The organism is Streptomyces lincolnensis, assembly GCF_021173675.1.
GTDB classification, from domain to species: Bacteria; Actinomycetota; Actinomycetes; order Streptomycetales; family Streptomycetaceae; genus Streptomyces; species Streptomyces lincolnensis_B.
This window is the reverse complement of record NZ_JAIHON010000005.1, coordinates 609,483-632,492: the sequence shown is the minus strand read 5'-3', so window position 1 is coordinate 632,492 and position 23,010 is coordinate 609,483. Positions and strand designations below refer to the sequence as shown.

The following is a 23,010-nucleotide window of genomic DNA, read 5'->3' as shown; positions in this document are numbered from 1 at the left end:
ATGGACCGTCTCCACAAGCGAGGCGGTGCTTCATCTGCTGACAATGGCGAAGACCCTCGCGCGGTGTTCGGGCAGGCGCGTCTACGATGGAAGCCTTCACGTCACCGCACCCACTTCGCCGACCTGAAATGCCCTCAAAAGCTCCCGGGAAGGCCAGTCGAATCCTGATGGGGAACTCAATGTCGTTCATCGGCCGTGACATGGCTGTCGACCTCGGGACCGCCAACACGCTGGTGTACGTCAGGGGTCGCGGGATCGTACTCAACGAGCCGTCCGTCGTCGCGATCAACACCAACACCGGTGGCATCCTCGCGGTCGGCGCCGAAGCCAAGAAGATGATCGGGCGCACGCCCGGCAACATCGTTGCCGTACGTCCGCTGAAGGACGGCGTCATCGCCGACTTCGAGATCACCGAGCGGATGCTCCGCTACTTCATCCTGAAGATCCACAAGCGGCGGTATCTGGCTCGTCCGCGGGTCGTCGTCTGCGTGCCCTCGGGCATCACGGGCGTCGAGCGCCGCGCCGTCATCGAGGCGTCGTCCCAGGCCGGCGCCCGTCAGGTGCACATCATCGAGGAGCCCATGGCCGCGGCCATCGGCTCCGGCCTGCCGGTCCACGAGGCCACGGGCAACATGGTGGTGGACATCGGCGGCGGCACCACGGAGGTCGCGGTCATCTCCCTCGGCGGCATCGTCACCGCCCAGTCCATCCGGGTCGCGGGCGACGAGCTGGACAACGCGATCATCCAGCACATCAAGAAGGAGTACTCCCTTCTGCTGGGTGAGCGGACGGCCGAGCAGATCAAGATCACGATCGGTTCGGCGTACGACCTCGACGCTGACGAACACACCGAAATCCGCGGCCGGGACCTCGTCTCCGGGCTGCCCAAGACCGTCGTCATCTCGGCCGCCGAAGTCCGCAAGGCGATCGAGGAACCCGTCAACGCCATCGTCGACGCGGTCAAGACGACCCTCGACAAGTGCCCGCCGGAGCTGTCCGGCGACATCATGGACCGCGGCATCGTCCTGACGGGCGGCGGCGCCCTGCTCCGCGGTCTCGACGAGCGGCTGCGCCGGGAGACCGGCATGCCGATCCACATCGCCGAGGACCCCCTGGACAGCGTGGCGCTCGGCTCCGGCAAGTGCGTCGAGGAGTTCGAGGCCCTCCAGCAGGTACTGGACGCCCAGCCGCGCAGATGACGTGGCATCGCGATTCCGCCGTACGAGATGATCTCCTCTCGTGCGGCGGATCGTTGATATAGAGGCATAAGCTCGCCCCCACACACCACGAAACCTGAACACTGCACACGAATTCCTATGAGGAAGGGCACGGCCGCCGCACGTGAGGGACACACGAGAGAGCCGGCTGCTCCTGGTGCTGCTGGTCGCCGTCGCGTTCGCGCTGATCACGGTGGACATCCGTGGCGGGGAGGACTCACCGGTCGACGGTGCCCGCCAGGCCGCGGCCGCCGTCTTCGGCCCGATCGAGGACGGCGTGTCGACCGCGGTCGACCCGGTCGGCAACGCCGTCTCCGCCATCCGTGACTCCGGCGAACGCCACGACCGTCTCGCCGAGATGGAGAAGGAGAACGCGGCCCTCAAGGCGAAGCTCGGCAGCGACGACCGCAACCGCAGCCGCCTCGCCCAGCTCGACAAGATGCTGAAGATCGCCGGCCAGGGCCAGTACGGCATCAAGGGCGCCCAGGTCATCGCCATAGGAGCGGCCCAGGGCTTCTCCTGGACCATCACCGTCGACGTCGGCGCCAACGACGGCATCCGGCGCGACATGACCGTCCTCAACGGCGACGGGCTCGTCGGCCGGGTCACGACCGTCGGCCCGGACACCGCCACCGTGCTCCTCGCCAACGACCCCGACTTCACCGTCGGCACCCGCATGGAGGCCAGCGACGAACTCGGCTTCGCCTCCGGACAGGGCGACCGCCCGCTGCGCGTCGAACTCCTCAACGGCAAGGCCGAGATCAAGAAGGGCGACCGTCTGGTCACCTTCGGCTCCCAGGCCGACAAGCCCTTCGTCCCCGGCGTGCCCGTCGGCGTGGTCTCCCGCGTCGACCCCTCCGGCGGCGGCCTCACCCGCACCCTCTACGTCACGCCGTACGTCAGCTTCACCAAGCTCGACATCGTCGGCGTGGTCGTCCAGGCCCCGAAGAAGGACCCGCGCGACACGGTGCTTCCCGCCAAGCCGCAGCCGACCCCGAGGCCGACCGTGACGGTGACCGTCACGCCGTCCGCCCCGGTCGACGGTCAGATCCAAGAAGAGCAGTAGGAGCTGTAAGCCATGCGCGTCAACCGGATCCTGCTCTCCACCTCCCTGGTCGTCGTCGCCCTGGTCCTCCAGGTGAGCGTCCTCGCCCGCCTGCACCTGCCGGGCGCCGTCCCCGACCTGCTGCTTCTCACCGTCCTCGGCCTCGCCCTGGTCTACGGCCATGTCGGCGGCGCCCTCGTCGGCTTCGGCGCGGGTCTCCTCGCCGACCTCGCCCCACCCGCCGACCACGCCGCCGGCCGCTACGCCCTGGTGCTCTGCGTGATCGGCTACCTCGCCGGACTGGCCAAACCGGAGAACGGCCGGCTGAAGTCCGCCACCGGCCCCATGCTCGTCGTGGTCGCCGCCGCCATCGGCTCCACCCTGCTGTACGCCGGGGTCGGCGCCCTCGTCGGCGACACCGCCGCCCGCCATGTCGGCCTGCCCAGCCTGCTGTTCACGGCCGCCCTGTACGACCTGCTGCTCGCCCCGTTCGTCGTCCCCGGGATCATGGCCCTGGCCCGGCGCGCGGAGAACGACCCGCTCGCCGAGACCAACACGGCCGCCAAGGCCACCGACATCTCCTCCGGCTGGCTCTCCTCCGGCACGGGCCTGAGGATCGGCGGCCAGCGCGGTGGACTCGGCGGCCTGAAGACCAAGGCCCGCACCCGCACCGCGCGCGTCGGCCGCATCAAGGGGGTCAAGCGGCTGTGAACACGCTGGAGTTCACCCGAACGAGGGCGTGGCGTCGGAACGCGCGCTCACAGGTCCGCCGTTCATCATGCGTACGCGCACACACGACCGACACGTACACCGGCGCCTCGTACACGTCGACGCACTGAGAGGGGGAGGCAGCCGCAGTGACCAACATCCCCGAGACCGGTAGGACCCCACGGGTCCAGATCCGGCTCATCGTCATCCAGGTTCTCGTCCTCTCCCTCCTCGGCACCCTGGGCGGGCGCCTGTGGTACCTCCAGATCCGCGAGGGCGACGAGTACGCCAAGAAGGCCTCCGGCAACCACGTCCAGCAGGTCGTCGAGCCCGCCGTCCGCGGCTCGATCCTGGACGCCCGCGGAGTACCCCTGGCGGACAACGAGACCCGTCTGGTGGTCTCCGCCTCCCGCACCGACCTGCTGAAGATGAAGGACGACGGCAAGGCCGTCCTCGCCAAGCTGGCCGGCGTCCTGGGCATGACGCCCAAGGAGGTCATGGAGAAGGTCCGGCTGTGCGACTCCAAGACCCCCCAGCCCTGCTGGAACGGCTCGCCGTACCAGCCCATCCCCATCACCGACGAGGCCACCGCCAAGCAGGCCCTGCAGATCCGCGAGCGCGCCGAGGAGTTCCCCGGCATCACCGCCGAGCCCGAGGCCGTCCGCCGCTACGCAGCCCCCGCCAAGGCCAACACCGCCCAGGTCCTCGGCTATCTCTCGCCCGTCACCGACGAGGAGATCACCAAGGCCCAGGACACCGACTCGCCCTACCTGCGCTCCGACCAGGTCGGCCGCTCCGGCCTGGAGCGCGAGTACGACAAGGAACTGCGCGGCAAGGCCGGTGTCACCCGCTACGAGGTCGACAACCTCGGCCGCGTCATCGGCGAGGCCCAGGCCGACCCCGCGCAGCCCGGCTCCAACCTCGTCACCAGCATCGACGCCCGCGTCCAGCGCGTCGCCGAGTACGAGCTGAACGACGCGATGAAGGAAGCCCGCAAGACCTTCGACAAGAACACCGGCGAGAACTACAAGGCCGACTCCGGCGCGGTCGTGGTGATGGAGGCCAAGACCGGCCGGGTCGTCGCCATGGCCTCGAACCCGACCTACGACCCGAACGCCTGGGTCGGCGGCATCTCCGCCAAGGACTACGCCAGGCTCACCGGCAAGAACTCCAACTACCCGCTGCTCAACCGCGCGATCCAGGGCCAGGCCGCCCCCGGCTCGATCTTCAAGGTCGTCTCCTCCACGGCCGCGGTCAACGCCGGCTACCCCTTCGACGGCAACTACGAGTGCTCCAGCTCGTACTCCATCGGCGGCCAGGTCTTCAAGAACTTCGAGTCCAAGGGGTACGGCCCGATCAACCTCGGCCGCGCCCTGGAGGTCTCCTGCGACACCGTCTTCTACCGCCTGGCCCACCAGGAATGGCAGCGGGACGGCGGCACCACCCCGAAGAAGAACGCCGAGGACTGGTTCTACAAGACCGCCCACCAGTTCGGCCTCGGCAAGGAGACCGGCATCGACCTCCCGAACGAGGTCAGCGGCCGCATCCCCGACCGCCAGTGGAAGCAGGACTACTGGAAGGCCAACAAGGACGCCTGGTGCAAGTACGGCAAGAAGGGCGGCTCGTACGCGGAGCAGATCGCGTACGAGAACTGCCTCGAAGGCAACAAGATGCGCGCCGGTGACGCCGTCAACTACTCCATCGGCCAGGGCGACACCCTCGTCACGCCGATCCAGATGGCGACGATCTACGGGGCCATCGCCAACGGCGGCACCCTCTACGACCCGACCGTCGGCAAGGCGATCGTGAGCGCCGACGGCAAGCAGGTCCAGGCGATCGCGCCCAAGTCGCACGGCAAGCTGCCGGACTCCAAGCAGACGCTCGCCGAGATAAACGACGCCCTCGCGGGAGTCGTGACCCGCGGTTCGGCCGCCTGGCGGTTCGGCGGCTGGCCGCAGGACAAGATCCCGATGCACGCCAAGACGGGTACGGCCGAGGTCTACGGCAAGCAGACCACCTCCTGGTTCGCCACCTACACCAAGGACTACACGGTCGTCATGACCATCTCCCAGGGCGGTACGGGCTCCGGCGCCTCGGGCCCCGCCGTGCGCAAGATCTACAACGCGCTGTACGGCGTCTCCGAGGACGGCACGATCAACCCCAGGAACGCGCTGCTTCCCACCCCGGAGAAGAGCCTGCCGAAGATCAAGCCGGACGGTTCGATCACGTCTCCGAAGGTCTCCAAGGACCCGGCCAAGGAGCAGCGGATCAGCCAGAAGGGCACGGAGGAGCCGGACACCCAGCAACTGGCCGCCACGGTGCCGACAGCCGCCGGGGGCAACCGGAACGCGCGCCGGCGACACCGGACCCGGGGAAGCCGGAGGACGCTCGCATGACCGGCGTCAACAGCTTCCAGGTCTCCGGATACGGGCCGCAACGGGCGGGCTGGACCAGGCTGTTCGCCCGGGACTCCGTGGCCCGCCGGCTGGACTGGCCGATACTGCTCTCGGCCGTCGCCCTGTCACTGATCGGCTCGGTCCTGGTCTTCTCGGCCACCCGCAACCGCACCGAGATCAACCAGGGCGACCCGTACTACTTCCTGATCCGGCACCTGATGAACACCGGCATCGGACTCGCCCTGATGATCGGCACGGTCTGGCTCGGCCACCGCACCCTGCGCACCGCCGTCCCGATCCTCTACGGCGCCTCGGTGTTCCTGATCCTGCTGGTGCTGACCCCGCTCGGCTCGACCGTCAACGGCGCCCACTCCTGGATCGTGCTCGGCGGCGGCTTCTCGCTCCAGCCCTCCGAGTTCGTGAAGATCACGATCATCCTGGGCATGGCGATGCTGCTGGCCGCGCGGGTGGACGCGGGCGACAAGCCCTACCCGGACCACCGCACCGTGATGCAGGCCCTGGGCCTGGCCGCCGTACCGATGCTGGTCGTGATGCTGATGCCCGACCTCGGGTCGGTCATGGTGATGGTCATCATCGTGCTGGGCGTGCTGCTCGCCTCCGGCGCCTCCAACCGGTGGGTGTTCGGGCTGATCGGCGCGGGCGCGGCCGGCGCCATCGCCGTATGGCAGCTGCACATCCTGGACGAGTACCAGATCGCCCGCTTCGCGGCCTTCGCCAACCCCAGCCTCGACCCGGCCGGCGTCGGCTACAACACCAACCAGGCCCGTATCGCCATCGGCTCGGGCGGCCTGACGGGCGCCGGGCTGTTCCACGGCTCGCAGACGACGGGCCAGTTCGTGCCCGAGCAGCAGACCGACTTCGTCTTCACCGTCGCGGGCGAGGAACTCGGCTTCCTCGGCGCGGGCCTGATCATCGTGCTGCTCGGCGTCGTCCTGTGGCGCGCCTGCCGCATCGCCCGCGAGACGACCGAGCTCTACGGCACGATCGTCGCCGCCGGGATCGTGGCCTGGTTCGCCTTCCAGGCCTTCGAGAACATCGGTATGACCCTCGGGATCATGCCGGTCACGGGCCTGCCGCTGCCGTTCGTGTCCTACGGAGGCTCGTCGATGTTCGCGGTCTGGGTGGCGGTGGGGCTGTTGCAGTCCATCCGGGTGCAACGGCCCATGTCGGCCTGACGGCACGTGTGGTCGCCCCCGGTTTCCCCGGGGGCCATCCACAGTGCCCCCTGCCGTAACGGGCCTTCGCCCACTAGATTCGGGTCATGGCGGACATCAAGCGCGAGATCGAGCGAAAGTACGAGTCCGACGAGAGCGGGCTGCCGGACCTGACCGGCGTCGCCGGGGTCGCGGCCGTGATCGACAAGGGAGTCGCGCACCTGGACGCCACCTACTACGACACCGTCGACGAACGCCTCGCCGCGTCCGCGCTCACCCTGCGCCGCCGCACCGGCGGATCGGACGCGGGCTGGCATCTGAAGTTCCCGGTGGCCCCGGGCGTGCGGGACGAGGTCCAGGCGCCGCTCTCCGACACCGTGCCACGCGCTCTCGCCGGCCTGGTCCGCTCCCGCGTCCGCGACGCCGAGCTGCGGCCCGTGGTGCGGCTGCGCTCGGACCGGGACGTGCGCGACCTGGTGGACGGCGACGGACGGCTGCTCGCCGAGGTGAGCGTCGACGCGGTACGGGCCGAGCGGCTCACGGGGGAGGGCGGCAGCGCCCAGTGGACCGAGATCGAGGTGGAACTGGCCGACGGGGGCGACCCGGCCTTCCTCGACAAGGTGGAGAAACGCCTGCGCAAGGCGGGGGTGCGGCCCTCGACGTCGGTGTCGAAGCTGGCGCGGGCGCTGGCGGAGACGGCGCCGGAGAAGAAGCGTCGGCCCGCCGCCCCCGGTGCCCCGGTGACCGCCGGTGACCACGTCCTCGCCTACGTCCGCGACCAGCGGGACGCGATCGTCGAACTCGACCCGGCCGTGCGCCGCAACGTCGAGGACTCCGTGCACAGCATGCGTGTCGCCACCCGCCGGATGCGCAGCACCTTCAAGTCGTTCGGCAAGATCCTCGACCGGGCCATCACCGAACCGATCGGTGACGAGTTGAAGTGGCTGGCCGGTGAGCTGGGCGTGGACCGGGATCGCGAGGTACTGAACGAACGCCTGTCCGCGGCCCTGGACCAGGTGCCCGCCACGCTGGTCTCCGGTCCGGTCGCCGAGCGGCTGGCCGCCTGGGCGGGTGACCGGACCGGCGGCGCGAGCGGCCGGTTGATCGGGATCCTCGACTCCCGCCGCTACCTGGCCCTGCTCGATGCCCTCGACACACTGCTCGCCGACCCGCCCCTGCTGAAGGCGGCCGGGAAGAAACCCGGGAAGGTGATCCCCGAGGCGGTGAAGAAGGACTTCGCGAAGGTGTCCGCGCTCGTCGGGCAGGCGCTGGAGCTGGACCCCGGCACGGACCGGGACGTCGCCATCCACGAGGCCCGTAAGAAGACCAAGCGGACCCGCTACGCGGCGGAGGCGGCCCGTCCGGCCCTCGGTAAGCCGGCCAAGGACCTGGTCAAGTCCATGAAGTCCCTCCAGAACCTGCTCGGTGAGCATCAGGACAGCGTCATGGCCCGCGGGACCCTGCGCGAGCTGTCCGCGGTCGCGCACGCGGCGGGGGAGAGCGCGTTCACGTACGGGCTGCTGTACGGGCGCGAGGAGCACCGGGCCGCGACCGTGGAGGCCGAGCTGCCCGGGTTCTGGGACGAGGTCAAGGACGCGGCGGCGGACCTCTGAGCCCTTCGGGCGTGCGAGGGGTGGCCGTGGCCGCGTTAGTCTTGATGGTCACCCCTGTCAGTTCAGTCCCGCTCACGAAGGTTCGCGAGATGCCTGCCGAAGTCGCTGCGGCCGCAGAGTCCGTGTTTCCGCAGCTCGAAGCTCTGCTCCCGCACGTGCAGAAGCCGATCCAGTACGTCGGCGGAGAGCTCAACTCCACCGTCAAGCCGTGGGAGTCGTCCGACGTCCGCTGGGCGCTCATGTACCCCGACGCCTACGAGGTCGGGCTGCCCAACCAGGGCGTCATGATCCTCTACGAGGTCCTGAACGAGCAGGAGGGCGTCCTCGCCGAACGCACCTACAGCGTGTGGCCGGACCTGGAAGCGCTGATGCGGGAGCACGGCGTCCCGCAGTTCACGGTGGACAGCCACCGGCCGGTGAAGGCCTTCGACGTCTTCGGCCTCTCCTTCTCCACGGAGCTCGGCTACACCAACATGCTGACGGCGCTGGACCTGGCGGGCATCCCGCTGGAGTCGAAGGACCGCGGCCCGGACGACCCGATCGTGCTGGCCGGCGGACACGCCGCCTTCAACCCCGAGCCGATCGCCGACTTCATCGACGCGGCGATCATCGGCGACGGCGAGCAGGCCGTGCTCGACATGACCCGGATCATCCGTGAGTGGAAGGCGGAGGGGCAGCCCGGCGGCCGCGAGGAGGTCCTCTTCCGCCTGGCGAAGACCGGCTCCGTCTACATCCCCGCGTTCTACGACGTCGAGTACCTCCCGGACGGCCGTATCGCCCGTGTCGTACCGAACAAGTCGGGCGTTCCGTGGCGCGTGTCCAAGCACACGGTCATGGACCTGGACGAGTGGCCGTACCCGAAGCAGCCCCTCGTCCCGCTGGCCGAGACGGTCCACGAGCGCATGTCGGTGGAGATCTTCCGCGGCTGCACGCGCGGCTGCCGCTTCTGCCAGGCCGGCATGATCACCCGCCCGGTGCGCGAGCGCTCCATCACCGGCATCGGCGAGATGGTCGAGAAGGGCCTGAAGGCGACGGGCTTCGAGGAGGTCGGCCTCCTCTCGCTCTCCTCGGCGGACCACTCGGAGATCGGCGACATCGCGAAGGGCCTGGCGGACCGGTACGAGGAGGACAAGATCGGCCTGTCCCTCCCCTCCACCCGCGTGGACGCCTTCAACGTCGACCTGGCGAACGAACTGACCCGCAACGGCCGCCGCTCGGGCCTGACCTTCGCCCCCGAGGGCGGCTCGGAGCGCATGCGCAAGGTCATCAACAAGATGGTCTCGGAAGAGGACCTGATCAGGACGGTCTCCACGGCGTACGGCAACGGCTGGCGCCAGGTGAAGCTGTACTTCATGTGCGGCCTGCCGACGGAGACCGACGAGGACGTCCTCCAGATCGCGGACATGGCGACCCGGGTGATCGCCGAGGGCCGCAAGGTCTCCGGCCAGAACGACATCCGCTGCACGGTGTCGATCGGCGGCTTCGTCCCCAAGCCCCACACCCCCTTCCAGTGGGCCCCGCAGCTCTCCGCCGAGGAGACGGACGCGCGCCTCGGAAAGCTCCGCGACAAGATCCGCGGCGACAAGAAGTACGGCCGCTCCATCGGCTTCCGCTACCACGACGGCAAGCCCGGCATCGTCGAGGGCCTCCTCTCCCGCGGCGACCGCCGCGTCGGCGCCGTCATCCGGGCCGTCTACGAGGACGGCGGCCGCTTCGACGGCTGGCGCGAGCACTTCTCCTACGACCGCTGGATGGCCTGCGCCGACAAGACGCTGCCCGCGTTCGGCGTGGACGTCGACTGGTACACGACCCGCGAGAAGACCTACGAGGAAGTCCTCCCCTGGGACCACCTGGACTCCGGCCTGGACAAGGACTGGCTCTGGGAGGACTGGCAGGACGCCCTCGACGAGACGGAGGTCGAGGACTGCCGCTGGACGCCTTGCTTCGACTGCGGGGTGTGTCCGCAGATGGACACGGCTATCCAAATCGGACCGACCGGGAAGAAGCTGCTGCCTCTTACGGTCAAGAACGCGGCGCCGGCGCCCAGCGGTCACGCTCACTGAGCTGAGTGAGCCGCTCGATCGGGTGGTTGAGGCGCCGGCGGGGGCCGGCGAGGGCGGGGTGACGGCTGTACTGTCCGCGGTCGGTGTCTCACTCTCTCGTCGGTCGGCGCCGTCGGTGTCCCGTGCTCGGGCCACCCGCGCCAACGCGGTCACCTTCTGGTACAGGAAGGCTCGCTGGTGAGCGCTGCCCTGCCCGTATTCCGCTATCACCCTGATCCTGTTGCGAGCGCAGTACCGGTTGAGGGTGAGTTCGCCGACTCGTACGGGCTCGCCGGGGTCGGCGAGGAGATCCTGGAGCATGTCACCCTCGGTGAGGTCGGACACACCGAACTCGCCGCCCACCCCGAGGCACGCGACCAGCTTCGGAGCGACCTGCGGATGGGCGGATGGCACGACGCATCGCAGCTGGAGAGCTTCCTGACCCACCTGGGGCAGGGCGCGAGCGCCATGCTCTTCCGCTGCACGGTCTGTGGCACCCACCTCGCCTACGCCGACGCCTCGTAGACAAACCCGACCCAGACGTGCCTTTCCCCTCAACGGGGCTGCACGCATGTCGAGGTGCCGGTGGGTGTTGGTGTGGGTGGGGGTTGACCCTCGACCTTGTTCAGGGGCCAGAGTGCCGGGTGTGGAGAGCGACATGCGCAGCATCGGCGACATGGCCCGTGGCAGTGGTCTGGGGGTGAGTGCCCTGCGGTTCTACGACCGTGCGGGTGTGCTGGTTCCGGCCTGGGTGGATCCGGTGAGCGGTTATCGGTGGTACGAGCCCGGGCAGCTCGAAGAGGCCCGGGTGCTGGCCCGGTTGCGGCGGGCCGGGATGCCGGTGGCGGACATCCGGCTGGTGCTGGCCGGCTGGTCCGGTGCGGACAGTGATCTGGTCCGGAAGCTGCTGGAGGCGCATCTGCGCCGTCTTGAGCAGGGGCTGTCCGATGCCCGCGGCGAGTTCTCCGCGCTCCGAGCACTACTCGATCACAGGGAGAACGTCATGACCTCGCTCCGCAGCGCCACCGTCCGACTGTCCGTCGCCGCGCCCGAGTTGGCCGCCGCGCTGGACACGGTCCGGTTCGCGGCGAGTTCAGACCCGGAGCTGCCGATGCTCGGTGGGGTCCTGTTCGACATCGAGGGCGAGAGCCTCCATGTGGTGGCCACCGACCGGTACCGCATGGCCGTCGGGCGGGCCGGTGTCGCCGGGCACGACGGGGGTCGCGTGCAGGTCATCGTGCCCGGCCCCCTCGCGGATGCGATGCGGGCGCTGCTGGACGGCGAGGGGCCCGTGCGGCTCTCCGTCGACGGCGACCGCGTGTCCCTGGAGGCCGGGGACAGGCAGGCGGCCGGTCAGTGCCTCGACCACGACTTTCCCGACTACCGCCGTCTCCTGCCGGTGCCCGGCGGACGCCGCGCGCTGGTCGAGGTGGCGGCCTTCCGGAAGGCCCTGGAGACGGGTCCTGTCCGTTCCGGCGAGGTGGGGGCGCCCGACCTCAGCGTGCTCAGGGCGGAGGACGGGGGCATGGTGACCCTGTGCGCCGACGGTGCCGACGGTGCCGACGGCGACGGCGACGGCGAACCGAACCGGGTCGCCGTCAACCGCGCGTTCCTGCTGGACGCGCTGGCCGCCGGGGCCAGGGACCGCCTGATCCTGGAGTTCGGCGCCCCCACAGCACCGATCGCGATCCGCCGGCCCGACGACGAGGGCGCCTTCTCGGTCCTGATGCCGGTCCGTCTGGAGGACTGACGGCACGGGCGCCCCGCCCTGAACCGGCCCGACCGCCGGTCGCCGTCGGATGCGTCGTCGTCGGATCGATCGCCGCCGGATCAGCCGTCGTCGGATCCCGGGCCGTAGAGCGCGGCGATGTCCTTGGACGTCGACCAGCGGCTGTAGGTGGGGGATTTGGGCCAGCCCTCGGGGGAGTCCTGCCATTCCTCCTGGCGGCCGTACGGCAGGAGGTCGATGAGGGCGAAGGTGTGGCTGAGCTGTTCGGTGCCCCGGCCGTCGGTGTGCCAGGTGCGGTAGACGGTGTCGCCGTCGCGGAGGAAGACGTTGACCGCGAATCCCGCGTCCGGGGGTGCGCCGACGTCGGACCCGAAAGGGCTGTTCGCGGTGGAGTACCACGTCATCCGGTTGCCGACCCGCCGCTTGTAGGCGAGGGCCTCCTCGATCGGGCCCTGGGTGACGATGACGAACCGGGCGTCGTAGTTGTCCAGGAAGTCCAGGCGGGTGTACTGCGAGGTGAACCCCGTGCAGCCCGGGCACTGCCATTCGTTGCCGTCGGTCCACATGTGGTTGTAGACGATCAGTTGCCGCTTGCCGTCGAAGACGTCCGCCAGCCTCACGGGTCCGTCCTCGCCCTCCAGGGTGTAGTCGGGCAGCTCGACCATCGGCAGCCGGCGGCGCTCGGCGGCGATGGCGTCGAGCTCCCGCGTGGCCGCCTTCTCCCGGGTACGCAGGGCCTCGAGCCGCTGTTCCCAGGTCGCGGCGTCGACGACGGGCGGTAGTGCGTGGGTGGTCATGGTTCCCCTTACAGAGCTCGTGCGCGGTTTTCCCTTCCGCTGAGGCAGACCCCGTCGGGCTCCAGAACTCATCGGTATCCGGCCGGGTCGCCGCGGGGCCGCTGGTTTGGGGGGCGCGTTTCGTGGGACGTGGTAGCTGACGCGTGGGCAGGGGGCGAGGGCTGCCCGGGTCGTGGTGGTCACGGTGATCGGGAGTGGCTGGGCATGACGGTGGTGCAGAGTGGCGTGACCGACAGGCGTGCGGAATCCCTTGTGGCGCCCGTCAGTTCGCACAACGAGTGGGATCCGCTGGAGGAGGTCGTCGTAGGGCGACTGGAGGGGGCGACGATTCCGTCCAGGCATCCGGTGGTGTCGTGCAACATGCCGGTGTGGGCGGGGCGGGTGCAGGGGATGGTCGCGGGTTTCAGATATCCGCGGCTGCTGATCGAGCGGGCGCAGCAGGAGCTGGACGGGTTCGTCGCGCTGCTGGAGGGGCTCGGGGTCACGGTCGTGCGGCCCGACGCGGTTAATCACCGGCGGCGTTTCGGTACGCCGGACTGGTCGTCGCGGGGGTTCTGCAACACCTGTCCGCGGGACAGTCTGCTCGTGATCGGTGACGAGATCATCGAGACGCCGATGGCGTGGCCGTGCCGGTATTTCGAGACCCACTCCTACCGCCGGATCCTGAAGGACTACTTCCGGCGCGGGGCCCGCTGGACGTCGGCGCCGAAGCCGCAGCTCACCGAGGAGCTGTTCGAGACGGACTTCCGGGTCTCGGGTGAGGGCGAGCCGGTGCGCCGCATCCTCACCGAGTTCGAGCCGGTGTTCGACGCGGCGGACTTCGTGCGCGCGGGGCGCGATCTGTTCGTGACGCCGAGCAATGTCACCAACCGGATGGGCATCGAGTGGCTGCGCCGCCATCTGGGACCCGGCTACCGCGTCCACGAGATCGAGAGCGGCTGCCAGACGCCGATGCACATCGACACCACGTTCCTGCCGCTCGGGCCCGGCAAGGCGCTGATCAATCCCGAGTACGTCGATCCCGACCGGCTGCCCGAGGCGCTGGACTCGTGGGACATCCTGGTCGCGCCGGAGCCCGACCCGATCGACGAGCCGCTGCTCAGGGTGACGTCGATGTGCGGCAAGTGGCTCAGCCTGAACGTGCTGATGATCGACGAGAAGCGGGTGATCGCGGAGCGGCATCACACGGGGATGCTGCGCGCGCTGGAGAGGTGGGGTTTCGAGCCGATCCCCTGCGATCTGCTGCACTACGCGCCGTTCGGCGGATCGTTCCACTGCGCGACGCTCGATGTCCGGCGGCGGGGCACCCTGGAGTCGTACTGCACCTGAGGCGGACTGCGCGTCAGTCGTGCTGCGCCTGAGTCGTGCTGTGCCAGACGCACCGCACCCGCGGCGTACGTCCCGAGGGGCCCCGGCCGGCGGCTACTTGCTGGCGGCGAAGCGCATCAGGGCCAGCTGGTCGCCCTGCTTGATCTTGCCGGTGTCGTTGATGACCTGGAGCTTCCAGATGCTGCCGGACCGGACTGCCTTGGCCACGGCGCAGCCGTTGTCCGAGGTGAGCATGGAGGGCCAGATGTCGGCGACCTGCTGGGTGCTGCCGCCGGTGGCGTCGTAGACCTTGAAGCTGATGTTGCGGGCCTTCTGGAAGGAGCTGCCCTTCTTGTAGGCGGCGGCGACGAAGACGATCGAGGTGATGTGCGGCGGGATCTTGGCGAACTCGACGGTGACGGTCTCGTCGTCGCCGTCGCCGTGCCCGGTCTGGTTGTCGCCGCTGTGCAGGAGGGAGCCGTTGCCGATGGGGTCGAGGGAGTCCAGGCCCGCGAGGCGGACCGGGTCCCCGTCGTGCATGGCGATGGCGATCAGGTCGAGGTCGGTGCCGGTCTTGCGGCGCAGCTTGCCCAGCACTCCGCCGCTGGCGCCGGCCGTGGGGTCCCAGGAGACCCCGATGGCCAGGTGCGTCACGCCGTCCAGGTCGGCCGGGCCGTCTTCCTTCGTGAGCGTAATCATGCGCCCATAGTGCCCCGGCTTTCCCCGAGGTCCCAGAAGAGTCCCGCCATGACGGCCAGGGATTCCCGGGCCACCGGGCCCAGCAGGTGTTCGTCGGGCGCGTGCTGGGCGCAGGACGGGTGGGAGTGGGGCACCCAGACCGTGGGCAGGCCGAGGATCTCCGCGAAGGCGTCGTTGGGGAGGGTGCCGCCGAGGTTGGGGAGGATCGCCGGGGTCTTGCCGGTGGTGCGGTGGAGGGACTCCGCGGCCCAGCGCACCCAGGGGGAGTCGGGGCTCAGCCGGGTCGCGGGCACCGCCTGGAGCACCTCGACCTCGACCATGGGCAGGCCGTGGGCGTCCAGATGGGCCCGGACGATCTCCGCCAGGCGCTCCCAGTCCGTGCCTACGACGAAACGGAGCTGGACGTCCGCATGCGCCCTGCCGGGTATCGCGCCCACCGGCTTGGCCGGGTCCCCGGCGGACAGGGCCAGGACCTCCAGGGTGTTCCAGGCGAAGACGCGCTCGGCGGGCGTGAGGTCCGCCTCACCCCAGTCGGTGTCGACGTCGGGATCGTCCGGGCCGCCGCCGACGGTGAGGTCGGCGAGCGCCGCCCTGACCGGCGCGGGGATCGCGGGCGGTCGTAGGCCCTCCACGAGGATGCGGCCGTGGGCGTCGACCATGGTCGCGAGGGCGGACGCCAGGACGGTCGCCGGGTTGCGCAGGGCGCCGCCCCAGTTGCCCGAGTGGTGGGCGCCCTCGCGCAGGGGCACGCGGAGGCGGAGGTTGGCGGCGCCGCGCGAGCCGAGGAACAGGGTGGGGCGGTCGGCGGCGAGCCGGGGGCCGTCGGAGGCGATCAGGACGTCCGCGGCCAGGTCGTCCTTCATACGGCGGCAGAACTCGTGCAGGCCCGGGGAGCCGGACTCCTCGCCCGTCTCGATCAGCAGCTTCAGATTGAAGCCGAGGTGGCCGCCGCGCGCGGTCAGCACCTGTTCCAGGGCGGCCAGGTTGACCGTGTGCTGGCCCTTGTTGTCGGCGGTGCCGCGGCCGTAGAGGCGGTTGCCCTCGACGACGAGGTGCCAGGGGGACAGGCCCTCGCGCCAGCGGTCGTCCTGGCCGGGGACGACGTCCGCGTGGCCGTAGACCAGAACCGTGGGCAGGCCGTCCGCCTCGTGGCGGTGGGCGAGCAGGAAGGGGCCTGCGGCGGGGTCCGGGTTGTCGAGGACGCGGACCTCGGCTCCCAAACGGCTCGCGGCGGGGGCGAGTTCGTGGTTCAGGTAGGCGTGCAGACGGGCCGTGTCGGCGGGCGGTTGGCTCTCCGTCGGCATCGCGATCCGGCGGCGCAGGTCGGTGAGGAAGGCGCCGGAGTCGTAGTAGGCGGTCGCACGGGCGATGGCGGTCTCGCGGGTGGTCATGCGGGGTCGGTTCCGTTCTCCGGCTTGTCGTCCGCGGCTTCCGACCGGTTGTGCGCGGCTGTCCGCTCGCCATGCGCGTCGTCCGGCTTGTCGTGCGCCGCCAGGCGGCCGTCGTCGCGGTCGAGCCAGTGGCGGCGCAGCGCGTCGAGGACGACGCAGACGTCGAAGGACGTCACGCCGGGCAGGTCGGCGAGATCCCGGGTGAGGAACTCCGCGAGGCCCTCCTCGTCGCGGAAGACGCCGTGGTGGAGCACGCAGGAGGTGCCGGCGGTGATGACCACGTACCGGGCCGAGGGGTGCCGGGCGAGCGAGCGGGCCAGTCCGGCCGTCGCGCTGGGGGCGACGGTCAGGGTGACGGCGACCTCCAGGGCGTAGCCGAGCAGGCCGGGCTCGATCTCCACGCGGGGGCGGAGCAGGCCGCGCCGGAGCAGGGACTGGGTGGTGCGGTAGGCGGTGGACTGGCCGATGCCGAGCTCGCGGGCGACCTGGGCGGCGGACGCCCGGGCGTCGGTGGCGAGCAGGCGCAGAGTGCGCAGTTCGTCGTCGGTGAGGGTGGCGCGGTGGGGCGGGGGATCGACCGCACGGTCGGGGGCCGCGTGCTCGGTGAGCCGTCGTACCTGGCCCTCGGCCAGCCGTGGCAGGCGCCAGGAGTCGGACTTGGTGGTGGCCGACAGGATGAGTTCGGAGCGGGCCGAGCGGACTCCGGGGGTGGCGGGGATCGTGCGGGAGAGCAGGTCGGTGGTGCGGTCGCGGCGGGCCGGCTGGACGGCGCAGTAGACGTCCGAGTGGCCCGCGGTGACCGCCACATGGCTGCTCTCGGGGAGATCGGCCAGGCGCCGGGCCACCTCCGGGGCGCGGCCGGGTTCCGCCGTCACCCACACGTGCCACGGGTTGCCCTCGCCGGACACGGACCAGTCGAGCTGGCCGATCACCCGCAGCAGCCGGTCCGACTCCAGCCGGGCCAGCCGGCGCCCCGCGGTGCTCGCCGAGACCCCCAGCACCTCCGCCAACAGGCTCAGCGGGGCCCGCGGGGCGTGCTGGAGCGCGGCGACGAGGTCGAGGTCGTCATCGTCCAGAGCCGTCATGTCGTCCATTCACCCATAGATGCCCACAGAACGAATCCGTCAGTCTGCGGATTCATGAGAACGATACAAGCGACATCTGCATTTTACTTGCATGATCCTGTCTCTTGGTCGCCAATAGGTGAGGTGACCGCCACCACACCCCGCCCCGCGAAACCGCTCTCCCGACTGCTCGGGGTGCTCGGCCGCATCGAGCGCCTCGGCAACAGACTGCCGCACCCCTTCTGGCTGTTCGGCGTGCTCAGCGTCGTCCTGGCCCTCGCCAGCTGGGCGTTGTCCGCCGCCGGTGCCTCGGCGCTGAACCCCGCCACCGACAAGACCGTGACCGTCCACAGCCTCGTCTCCGGCGAGGGCCTGCGGATGATGATCAGCGACGCGGTCACCAACTACGCCACGTTCCCGCCGCTCGGCACGATCCTCGTGGTCATGCTGGGCGTGGCCGTCGCCGACCGGTCCGGACTGCTGCCCGCGATGCTGCGGGCCGCCGTCGCCCGTGTCCCGGCCCGCTGGCTCACCTTCACGCTGGCCTTCACCGCGATGGTCGCGCACGCCGCCTCCGACGCCGCCTACGTCGTGCTGGTGCCGCTCGGCGCGATGGCCTTCCGGGCCGTGGGGCGCAGCCCGATGCTGGGCGCGGTCGTCGCGTTCGTGTCGGTGTCCGCCGGGTACGACGCCAGTCCGCTGGTCACACCCACGGACGCGGTGCTCTCCGGGCTCACCACCGCCGCCGCGCAGACCATCGATCCCGGATATGTGGTCACCCCGCTGTCCAACTACTTCTTCTCCCTGGGATCGTCGGTCGTGCTGGCCGTCGTCGTCACCGTCGTCACCGAGAAGGTCATCGCCCGGCGGGTGGCCGAGATGCCCGAGGAGGACGAGCCCGAGGGCGCGGCTGCGGACCCGGCGGCCCCGGGCGGTGGCGACGGCGCGAGCACGGACCTGCTGACCCTGCGCGAGGAGGAGCGGCGCGGCCTGCGCCGGGCGGGCCTCGCGTTCCTCGGCTACGCCGCCTTGATCGTCGTGACGATGATCCCGTCCTCCTCGCCGCTGCGGGGCGAGGGCGGCAGCATCGTGGAGTCGCCGGTGCTCACCGGTGTCGCGGTCGTCCTGGCGGTGGCGTTCCTGCTCGTCGGCGCGGTGTACGGGCACGCCGTCGGCACCGTGCGCACCGGCCGGGACATCCCCGACCACATGGCGAAGGGGCTGCGCGAGATGGCGCCGATCCTGGTGCTGTTCTTCGCGATCTCCCAGTTCCTGGCGTACTTCAAGTGGACCGGTGTCGGCGAGGTCATGGCGATCCGGGGCGCCGACCTGCTGAAGTCGGCGGGCATCACGGGACCGGTGGCCTTCCTCGGCGTACTGCTGGTGTGCACCTGCATCAACCTCCTCGTCACCAGCGGCTCCGCCCAATGGGCCCTGGTGGGGCCGGTGTTCGTGCCGATGTTCATGCTGCTCGACATCTCGCCCGAGGTGACGCAGGCGGTCTACCGGATCGCCGACTCCTGCACCAACGCGATGACCCCGATGAGCGCGTACTTCGTCATGACCCTGGGCGTGATCCAGCGCTACCGCCGCTCGGCCGGCATCGGCACCCTGCTGTCCCTGACCCTGCCGCTGTGCCTGACCATGCTGGTCGCCTGGACGCTGCTGTTCTACGCCTGGTGGGCGCTGGGCATCCCGCTGGGACCCGGGGCGCCCGTCCGCTGACCACCGACCCCACCCGTACGAGGAGAGCCGCCCGTGTCCCTGTCCCGCGTCCAGTCCCTGGCCCGCACCGCCCTGCCCGACATGACCGACGACCTGCGCATGCTGGTCGAGCTGGAAACCCCCAGTGACGACAAGGAGTTGCTCACCGCCGGGCTCGCCGCGATCGAGGAGTGGGCCCGCCGCCGCCTCGGCCCGCCGGACGAGCGGCGGCACCACGACGGCGGCCCGCACGGCGACATGCTGGAACTGCTCTACGAGGGCACCTCGCCCGAGACGGTCCTGGTGCTGTGCCACTACGACACGGTGTGGCCGGCCGGCACCCTCGCCGAGCGGCCGTTCCGGATCACCGAGGACGGCCGGGCGAGCGGGCCGGGCGTGTTCGACATGAAGTGCGGTCTGATGCAGGCGGTGTGGGCGCTGCGGCTGCTGCGCGAACTGGACCTGCCGCGGCCCGCCGTACGCCTGTTCCTCAACGGCGACGAGGAGATCGGCAGCCCGGCCTCCCAGGCACACGTCGAGCGGCTGAGCGAGGACGTGGCGGCCACCCTGGTGTGCGAGGCGTCGGCCGGTCCCGAGGGGGCGCTGAAGACGCGCCGCAAGGGCGGCGGCATCTTCGAGCTGACGGTGGAGGGTGTGGAGGCGCACGCCGGGCTCGACCCGGAGCGGGGCGCGAGCGCCGTGCACGCCCTGGCCGAGCTCGTCACCCGGATGGTCGGGTGGGGCGACCCCGAGCTGGGCACCACGGTCAACGTCGGGGTGATCAGTGGCGGTACGGGACGCAACGTCGTCGCCGGGCGCGCCCGCTGCGGCATCGACGTCCGGATCGCGGAACCCGCCGAGACGGCCCGCGTCGACGCCGCCTTCGCCGCCCTGCGGCCCTCCGACCCCCGGATCTCGGTCACGCTCGCCGGCGGCTGGTCCCGCCCCCCGATGGTGCCCAACCCCGCCTCCCGGCTGCTGTTCAAGCAGGCCCAGGCGATCGCCGCCGAGCTGGGCTGGACCGCCCACGAGACCTCCGTCGGCGGCGCGAGCGACGGCAACTTCGTGGCCGCCCTCGGCCGCCCGGTCCTCGACGGTCTCGGCGCGGTCGGCGACGGCGCCCACGCCCGGCACGAGCACGTCGTCCTGGAACACCTCCCCACCCGCACGGCCCTGATCGCAGGCCTGCTGACGGCGAGCGCGGGGTGAACGGAGCCCGGACGGCCCCTGCCGGGCGTGTCCACGCCGTCGGCCGTCATCGCGCTCATGTCGAAGCCCCCGCATCCCAACCTCCGGCCGGACCGTCCCCGTGCGGCCCGTCCGCGAGCCGCCTGTCACTTCTGGTACACCGCCCGGCCCGCCGAGGTTCCCACCCCGTGCAGGACAAATCCGTGGTCGTGCGACCAAACCGTGGTTGCGCGACCAAAGCCGTGGCCGTGCGACCCGACCACTCGCCATCATGAGGACATGCCCCGCCTGACCTCGCCCGACGTCCGCTTCCGCGCCTCCTTCCTCGAAGCGATGGGGGAGTTCGCCACCGCGGGCACGGACCCGGACACCCTGATCGCCCAGGAGATCGAGCAGTACGGCGAGAAGTGGCGGGGCCCGGCGGAGTTCGCGGCCTACGTCGCGATGCTGCGCGCCGAGGTGGCACGGCCGCGCCGGCCGGACTGGGTGCCCATGACGACCCTCTGGTACGTCGAGGACGACACCTTCCTCGGCAGACTCGCGATCCGGCACCGCCTCACCCCCTTCCTCCTGGAGCGCGGCGGCCACATCGGCTACGACGTGCGCCCCACCGCCCGGCGGCGCGGCCACGCCACGGCCATGCTCCGCCGGGCCCTGCCCGTCTGCCGGGACCTCGGGATCGACCGTGTGCTGGTCACCTGCGACACCACCAACACCGGTTCCCGCAAGGTGATCGAAGCCGGTGGTGGGGAATTCGAGGACGAACGGGGCGGAAAGCTGCGGTACTGGATCCGGACGGGCGACTGAGGCGTCCAGACGGATATGGACCTGGAGAAGCGGACCCCCGAACAGCCCCCGCGGCAGAACCCCGAGGGGTGTCTCGCCGTCGCGATCCGGATCCCCGTGCGGATCGTCGTCCTCGTGCTGGTCGTCCCGGTGCGGATGGTGTGGGACGCACTGGTCGTCGCGGGCCGGTTCCTGCGGGACACCGTGCTGCGGCCGGTGGGGCGTGCGTTGGCCTGGACCCTGCTGATGATCGGGCGGGCGCTGTTCGTCTGGCCCTGGGTGGCCCTGTGGCGGTACGTCGTCGTCCCCGTCGGCCGGGCGCTCGGATGGCTCGGGAACGTCCTGGTCGTCGTCCCCCTGGTCTGGCTCTACCGCTCCGTCCTGACCCCCCTCGGCCACGGCATCGCCTGGATCGCCCGCGGCATCGGGGCCGGGCTGGCCTGGATGTACACGCGGCTGCTGACGCCCGTGGGGCACGCCTTCCTGTGGGTGCTGAGGGGCGTCGGCGCGGTGCTCGCCGCCGTCGGGCTCGGGGTGTACACCGCCCTGGCCTGGCTGGCGCGGTACCTGTTCGTCGTACCCGCGACCTGGGTGTACGCGTGGATCCTCACGCCCGTCGGACACGCGGTCGTCTGGTGCGCCAAGGGCGTCGCGTGGCTCGCGCGCGTGATCGTCACCGGCATCGGAACGGCCCTGTACTGGATCGCCCGGATCCTGCTCGTCCTGCCCGCGCTCGCCGTGTGGCGCTGGATCCTCACGCCCGTCGGACGCCTCCTCGCCGTCGTCGGACGGGAGATCCGGGACGCCCTCGGGCACGCCTGGCGGGTCGCCGGGCACATCTCGCTGGCCGTCGGACGGTTCCTCGCGACCCTCTTCCGGTGGATCTTCGTGGAGCCGGTGCGCTGGGTGTACCGCACCGTCCTGACCCCCGTCGGCCACGTGATCCGGGACACCGTGCTGCGCCCCGCCACCGAGGCCGCGCGCGCCGTGGGACGGGCCACCCGACAGGCCCTCGCCACCGCCCGTGACTCCGTACGGCAGGCCCGCGCAGACTTCCGGCGGATGCTCCTCGGCGAACCGCGGCGGCCGGAACCGGTGGCCCACCGGGAACCTACGGGCCGCGAGACACGTACTCTTGGTAGCAGTACGACCGCTCTCACGAAGGACTGAACGACACTGGGCAAGCGACAGCCCGAAGGCCCGCCGCCCGCACCCGCGGTGCAGCGCATCCGACTGCGCTACACCAAGCGCGGCCGCCTCCGGTTCACCAGCCACCGTGACTTCCAGCGCGCCTTCGAGCGCGCGCTGCGCCGCGCCGAGGTGCCGATGGCCTACTCGGCGGGGTTCACGCCGCATCCGAAGGTGTCGTACGCCAATGCCGCACCCACCGGCACGGGCAGTGAGGCGGAGTACCTGGAGATCGCGCTCACCCAGGCACGGGACCCGGAGCAGCTGCGGGTCCTGCTCGACGAGTCGATGCCCACCGGCCTCGACATCATCGAGGCGGTCGAGGCCCGGACCTCCGGGCTCGCCGACCGGCTGACGGCTTCCGTGTGGGAGCTCAGGCTGGACGGCGTCGACCCGGCCGAGGCCGAGCGGGCGGTGGCGCTGTTCACCACCGCGGAGACCGTCGAGGTCCAGCGCACCACCAAGAACGGCGTACGGACCTTCGACGCCCGATCGGCGGTCGTCCGGCTCGAAACGCACAGTTCCCAGGCCGATAGGCCGAACAACGAGCCCTGTGCGATACTGCGGCTGGTTGTTCGGCACGTGACGCCTGCCGTACGACCCGACGACGTCCTGTCCGGTCTCCGCGCCGTGGCCGACCTGGCGCCGCCGGTCCCCGCAGCGGTGACCAGGCTGGCGCAGGGGCTGTTCGATGAAGAGACCGGCACGGTGACCGACCCGCTCGCGCCCGACCGCGAGGCAGCGACGGCCCTCTCGAAGGCCGCTCCCGCTGCCGCCGCGACGGCGCCGGCGTAAGGAAGGTTCCGAAGGGACGGACGTCGTAGCGCCGCCCTCGTACTCGGGAGCCACCTGGGTCGGGCAGCGCACCGACCAGAAGACTTTCGCCAGGCCGTACGCAATCGGCGTACGGAACCGGCGAGACAGGACACAGAGAGCTCCCGTGCGGCGCCCGCGCCCCGG

At 70.8% G+C, this 23,010-nt stretch carries 19 protein-coding genes; 15 read left to right on the top strand and 4 right to left on the bottom strand.

All coding sequences use genetic code 11. The annotated features are described in order from the left end of the window. The first annotated feature begins 179 nt into the window (after positions 1-179). The 9 genes from K4B79_RS17070 (at position 180) to K4B79_RS17030 (ending at position 11,946) form a co-directional block, all read left to right on the top strand. Positions 180-1,199, top strand: coding sequence for a rod shape-determining protein (locus K4B79_RS17070; protein WP_004931372.1), 1,020 nt, complete (start codon positions 180-182; stop codon positions 1,197-1,199). A gap of 142 nt (positions 1,200-1,341) precedes the next feature. Next, entirely contained in the window at positions 1,342-2,283 is a 942-nt protein-coding gene (gene mreC / locus K4B79_RS17065; protein WP_232027447.1) for a rod shape-determining protein MreC, read from the top strand. Positions 2,284-2,295: 12 nt separating this feature from the next. Further along, the gene (mreD, locus tag K4B79_RS17060) at positions 2,296-2,973 is read left to right on the top strand and encodes a rod shape-determining protein MreD (protein WP_232027446.1); all 678 of its coding nucleotides are present in this window, start codon (positions 2,296-2,298) and stop codon (positions 2,971-2,973) included. Between the two features lie 146 nt (positions 2,974-3,119). Then, positions 3,120-5,366, top strand: coding sequence for a penicillin-binding protein 2 (gene mrdA, locus K4B79_RS17055; RefSeq protein ID WP_232027444.1), 2,247 nt, complete (start codon positions 3,120-3,122; stop codon positions 5,364-5,366). Beyond that, positions 5,363-6,562 carry a rod shape-determining protein RodA gene (gene rodA / locus K4B79_RS17050; RefSeq protein WP_232027443.1) on the top strand — a complete coding sequence of 400 codons (1,200 nt, stop codon included), beginning with the start codon at positions 5,363-5,365 and terminating at the stop codon, positions 6,560-6,562. The genes mrdA and rodA overlap by 4 nt, the downstream gene beginning before the upstream one ends. A gap of 86 nt (positions 6,563-6,648) precedes the next feature. Further along, positions 6,649-8,154 (top strand): CYTH and CHAD domain-containing protein, encoded by a 1,506-nt coding sequence (locus K4B79_RS17045; RefSeq protein ID WP_232027442.1) that lies wholly within the window; start codon positions 6,649-6,651, stop codon positions 8,152-8,154. Positions 8,155-8,243: 89 nt separating this feature from the next. Then, a complete protein-coding gene (locus K4B79_RS17040; protein ID WP_232027441.1) occupies positions 8,244-10,217 on the top strand; it encodes a TIGR03960 family B12-binding radical SAM protein in 1,974 nt (657 codons plus the stop codon). A 177-nt stretch (positions 10,218-10,394) separates the two neighbouring features. After that, entirely contained in the window at positions 10,395-10,721 is a 327-nt protein-coding gene (locus tag K4B79_RS17035; RefSeq protein WP_232027440.1) for a CbrC family protein, read from the top strand. 133 nt (positions 10,722-10,854) lie between these two features. Continuing rightward, positions 10,855-11,946 carry a DNA polymerase III subunit beta family protein gene (locus K4B79_RS17030; RefSeq protein ID WP_232027439.1) on the top strand — a complete coding sequence of 364 codons (1,092 nt, stop codon included), beginning with the start codon at positions 10,855-10,857 and terminating at the stop codon, positions 11,944-11,946. A gap of 80 nt (positions 11,947-12,026) precedes the next feature. Here the strand turns inward: K4B79_RS17030 and K4B79_RS17025 are convergent, their stop codons facing one another. Then, positions 12,027-12,722, bottom strand: a complete 696-nt coding sequence (locus K4B79_RS17025; RefSeq protein ID WP_232027438.1) for a DUF899 domain-containing protein — start codon at positions 12,720-12,722, stop codon at positions 12,027-12,029. Positions 12,723-12,926: 204 nt separating this feature from the next. Between K4B79_RS17025 and K4B79_RS17020 the strand changes: the two genes are divergently transcribed. Next, entirely contained in the window at positions 12,927-14,051 is a 1,125-nt protein-coding gene (locus tag K4B79_RS17020) for an amidinotransferase (protein WP_232027437.1), read from the top strand. 93 nt (positions 14,052-14,144) lie between these two features. On the opposite strand, the gene K4B79_RS17015 is transcribed toward K4B79_RS17020, so the two are convergent. The 3 genes from K4B79_RS17015 to K4B79_RS17005 are packed head-to-tail and all read right to left on the bottom strand — an operon-like array spanning position 14,145 to position 17,205. Continuing rightward, entirely contained in the window at positions 14,145-14,729 is a 585-nt protein-coding gene (locus K4B79_RS17015; protein WP_232027436.1) for a TerD family protein, read from the bottom strand. Further along, positions 14,726-16,120 (bottom strand): M20 family metallopeptidase, encoded by a 1,395-nt coding sequence (locus tag K4B79_RS17010; protein WP_232027434.1) that lies wholly within the window; start codon positions 16,118-16,120, stop codon positions 14,726-14,728. The genes K4B79_RS17015 and K4B79_RS17010 overlap by 4 nt, the downstream gene beginning before the upstream one ends. Next, positions 16,117-17,205 (bottom strand): Lrp/AsnC family transcriptional regulator, encoded by a 1,089-nt coding sequence (locus K4B79_RS17005; RefSeq protein ID WP_232027433.1) that lies wholly within the window; start codon positions 17,203-17,205, stop codon positions 16,117-16,119. The genes K4B79_RS17010 and K4B79_RS17005 overlap by 4 nt, the downstream gene beginning before the upstream one ends. Positions 17,206-17,259: 54 nt before the next feature. On the opposite strand from K4B79_RS17005, the gene K4B79_RS17000 reads away from it, so the two are divergent. The 5 genes from K4B79_RS17000 (at position 17,260) to K4B79_RS16980 (ending at position 22,845) form a co-directional block, all read left to right on the top strand. Next, positions 17,260-18,909 (top strand): AbgT family transporter, encoded by a 1,650-nt coding sequence (locus K4B79_RS17000; protein ID WP_269463520.1) that lies wholly within the window; start codon positions 17,260-17,262, stop codon positions 18,907-18,909. 33 nt (positions 18,910-18,942) lie between these two features. After that, positions 18,943-20,097, top strand: a complete 1,155-nt coding sequence (locus tag K4B79_RS16995) for a M20 family metallopeptidase (RefSeq protein ID WP_232027432.1) — start codon at positions 18,943-18,945, stop codon at positions 20,095-20,097. 258 nt (positions 20,098-20,355) lie between these two features. After that, a complete protein-coding gene (locus tag K4B79_RS16990; RefSeq protein ID WP_232027431.1) occupies positions 20,356-20,883 on the top strand; it encodes a GNAT family N-acetyltransferase in 528 nt (175 codons plus the stop codon). A gap of 15 nt (positions 20,884-20,898) precedes the next feature. After that, complete coding sequence (locus K4B79_RS16985) at positions 20,899-22,032, top strand: hypothetical protein (RefSeq protein WP_232027430.1); 1,134 nt, start codon at positions 20,899-20,901, stop codon at positions 22,030-22,032. Positions 22,033-22,080: 48 nt separating this feature from the next. Beyond that, on the top strand, positions 22,081-22,845 hold the full coding sequence (locus tag K4B79_RS16980; protein ID WP_232027429.1) for a TIGR03936 family radical SAM-associated protein: 765 nt from the start codon (positions 22,081-22,083) through the stop codon (positions 22,843-22,845). Positions 22,846-23,010: the final 165 nt, after the last annotated feature.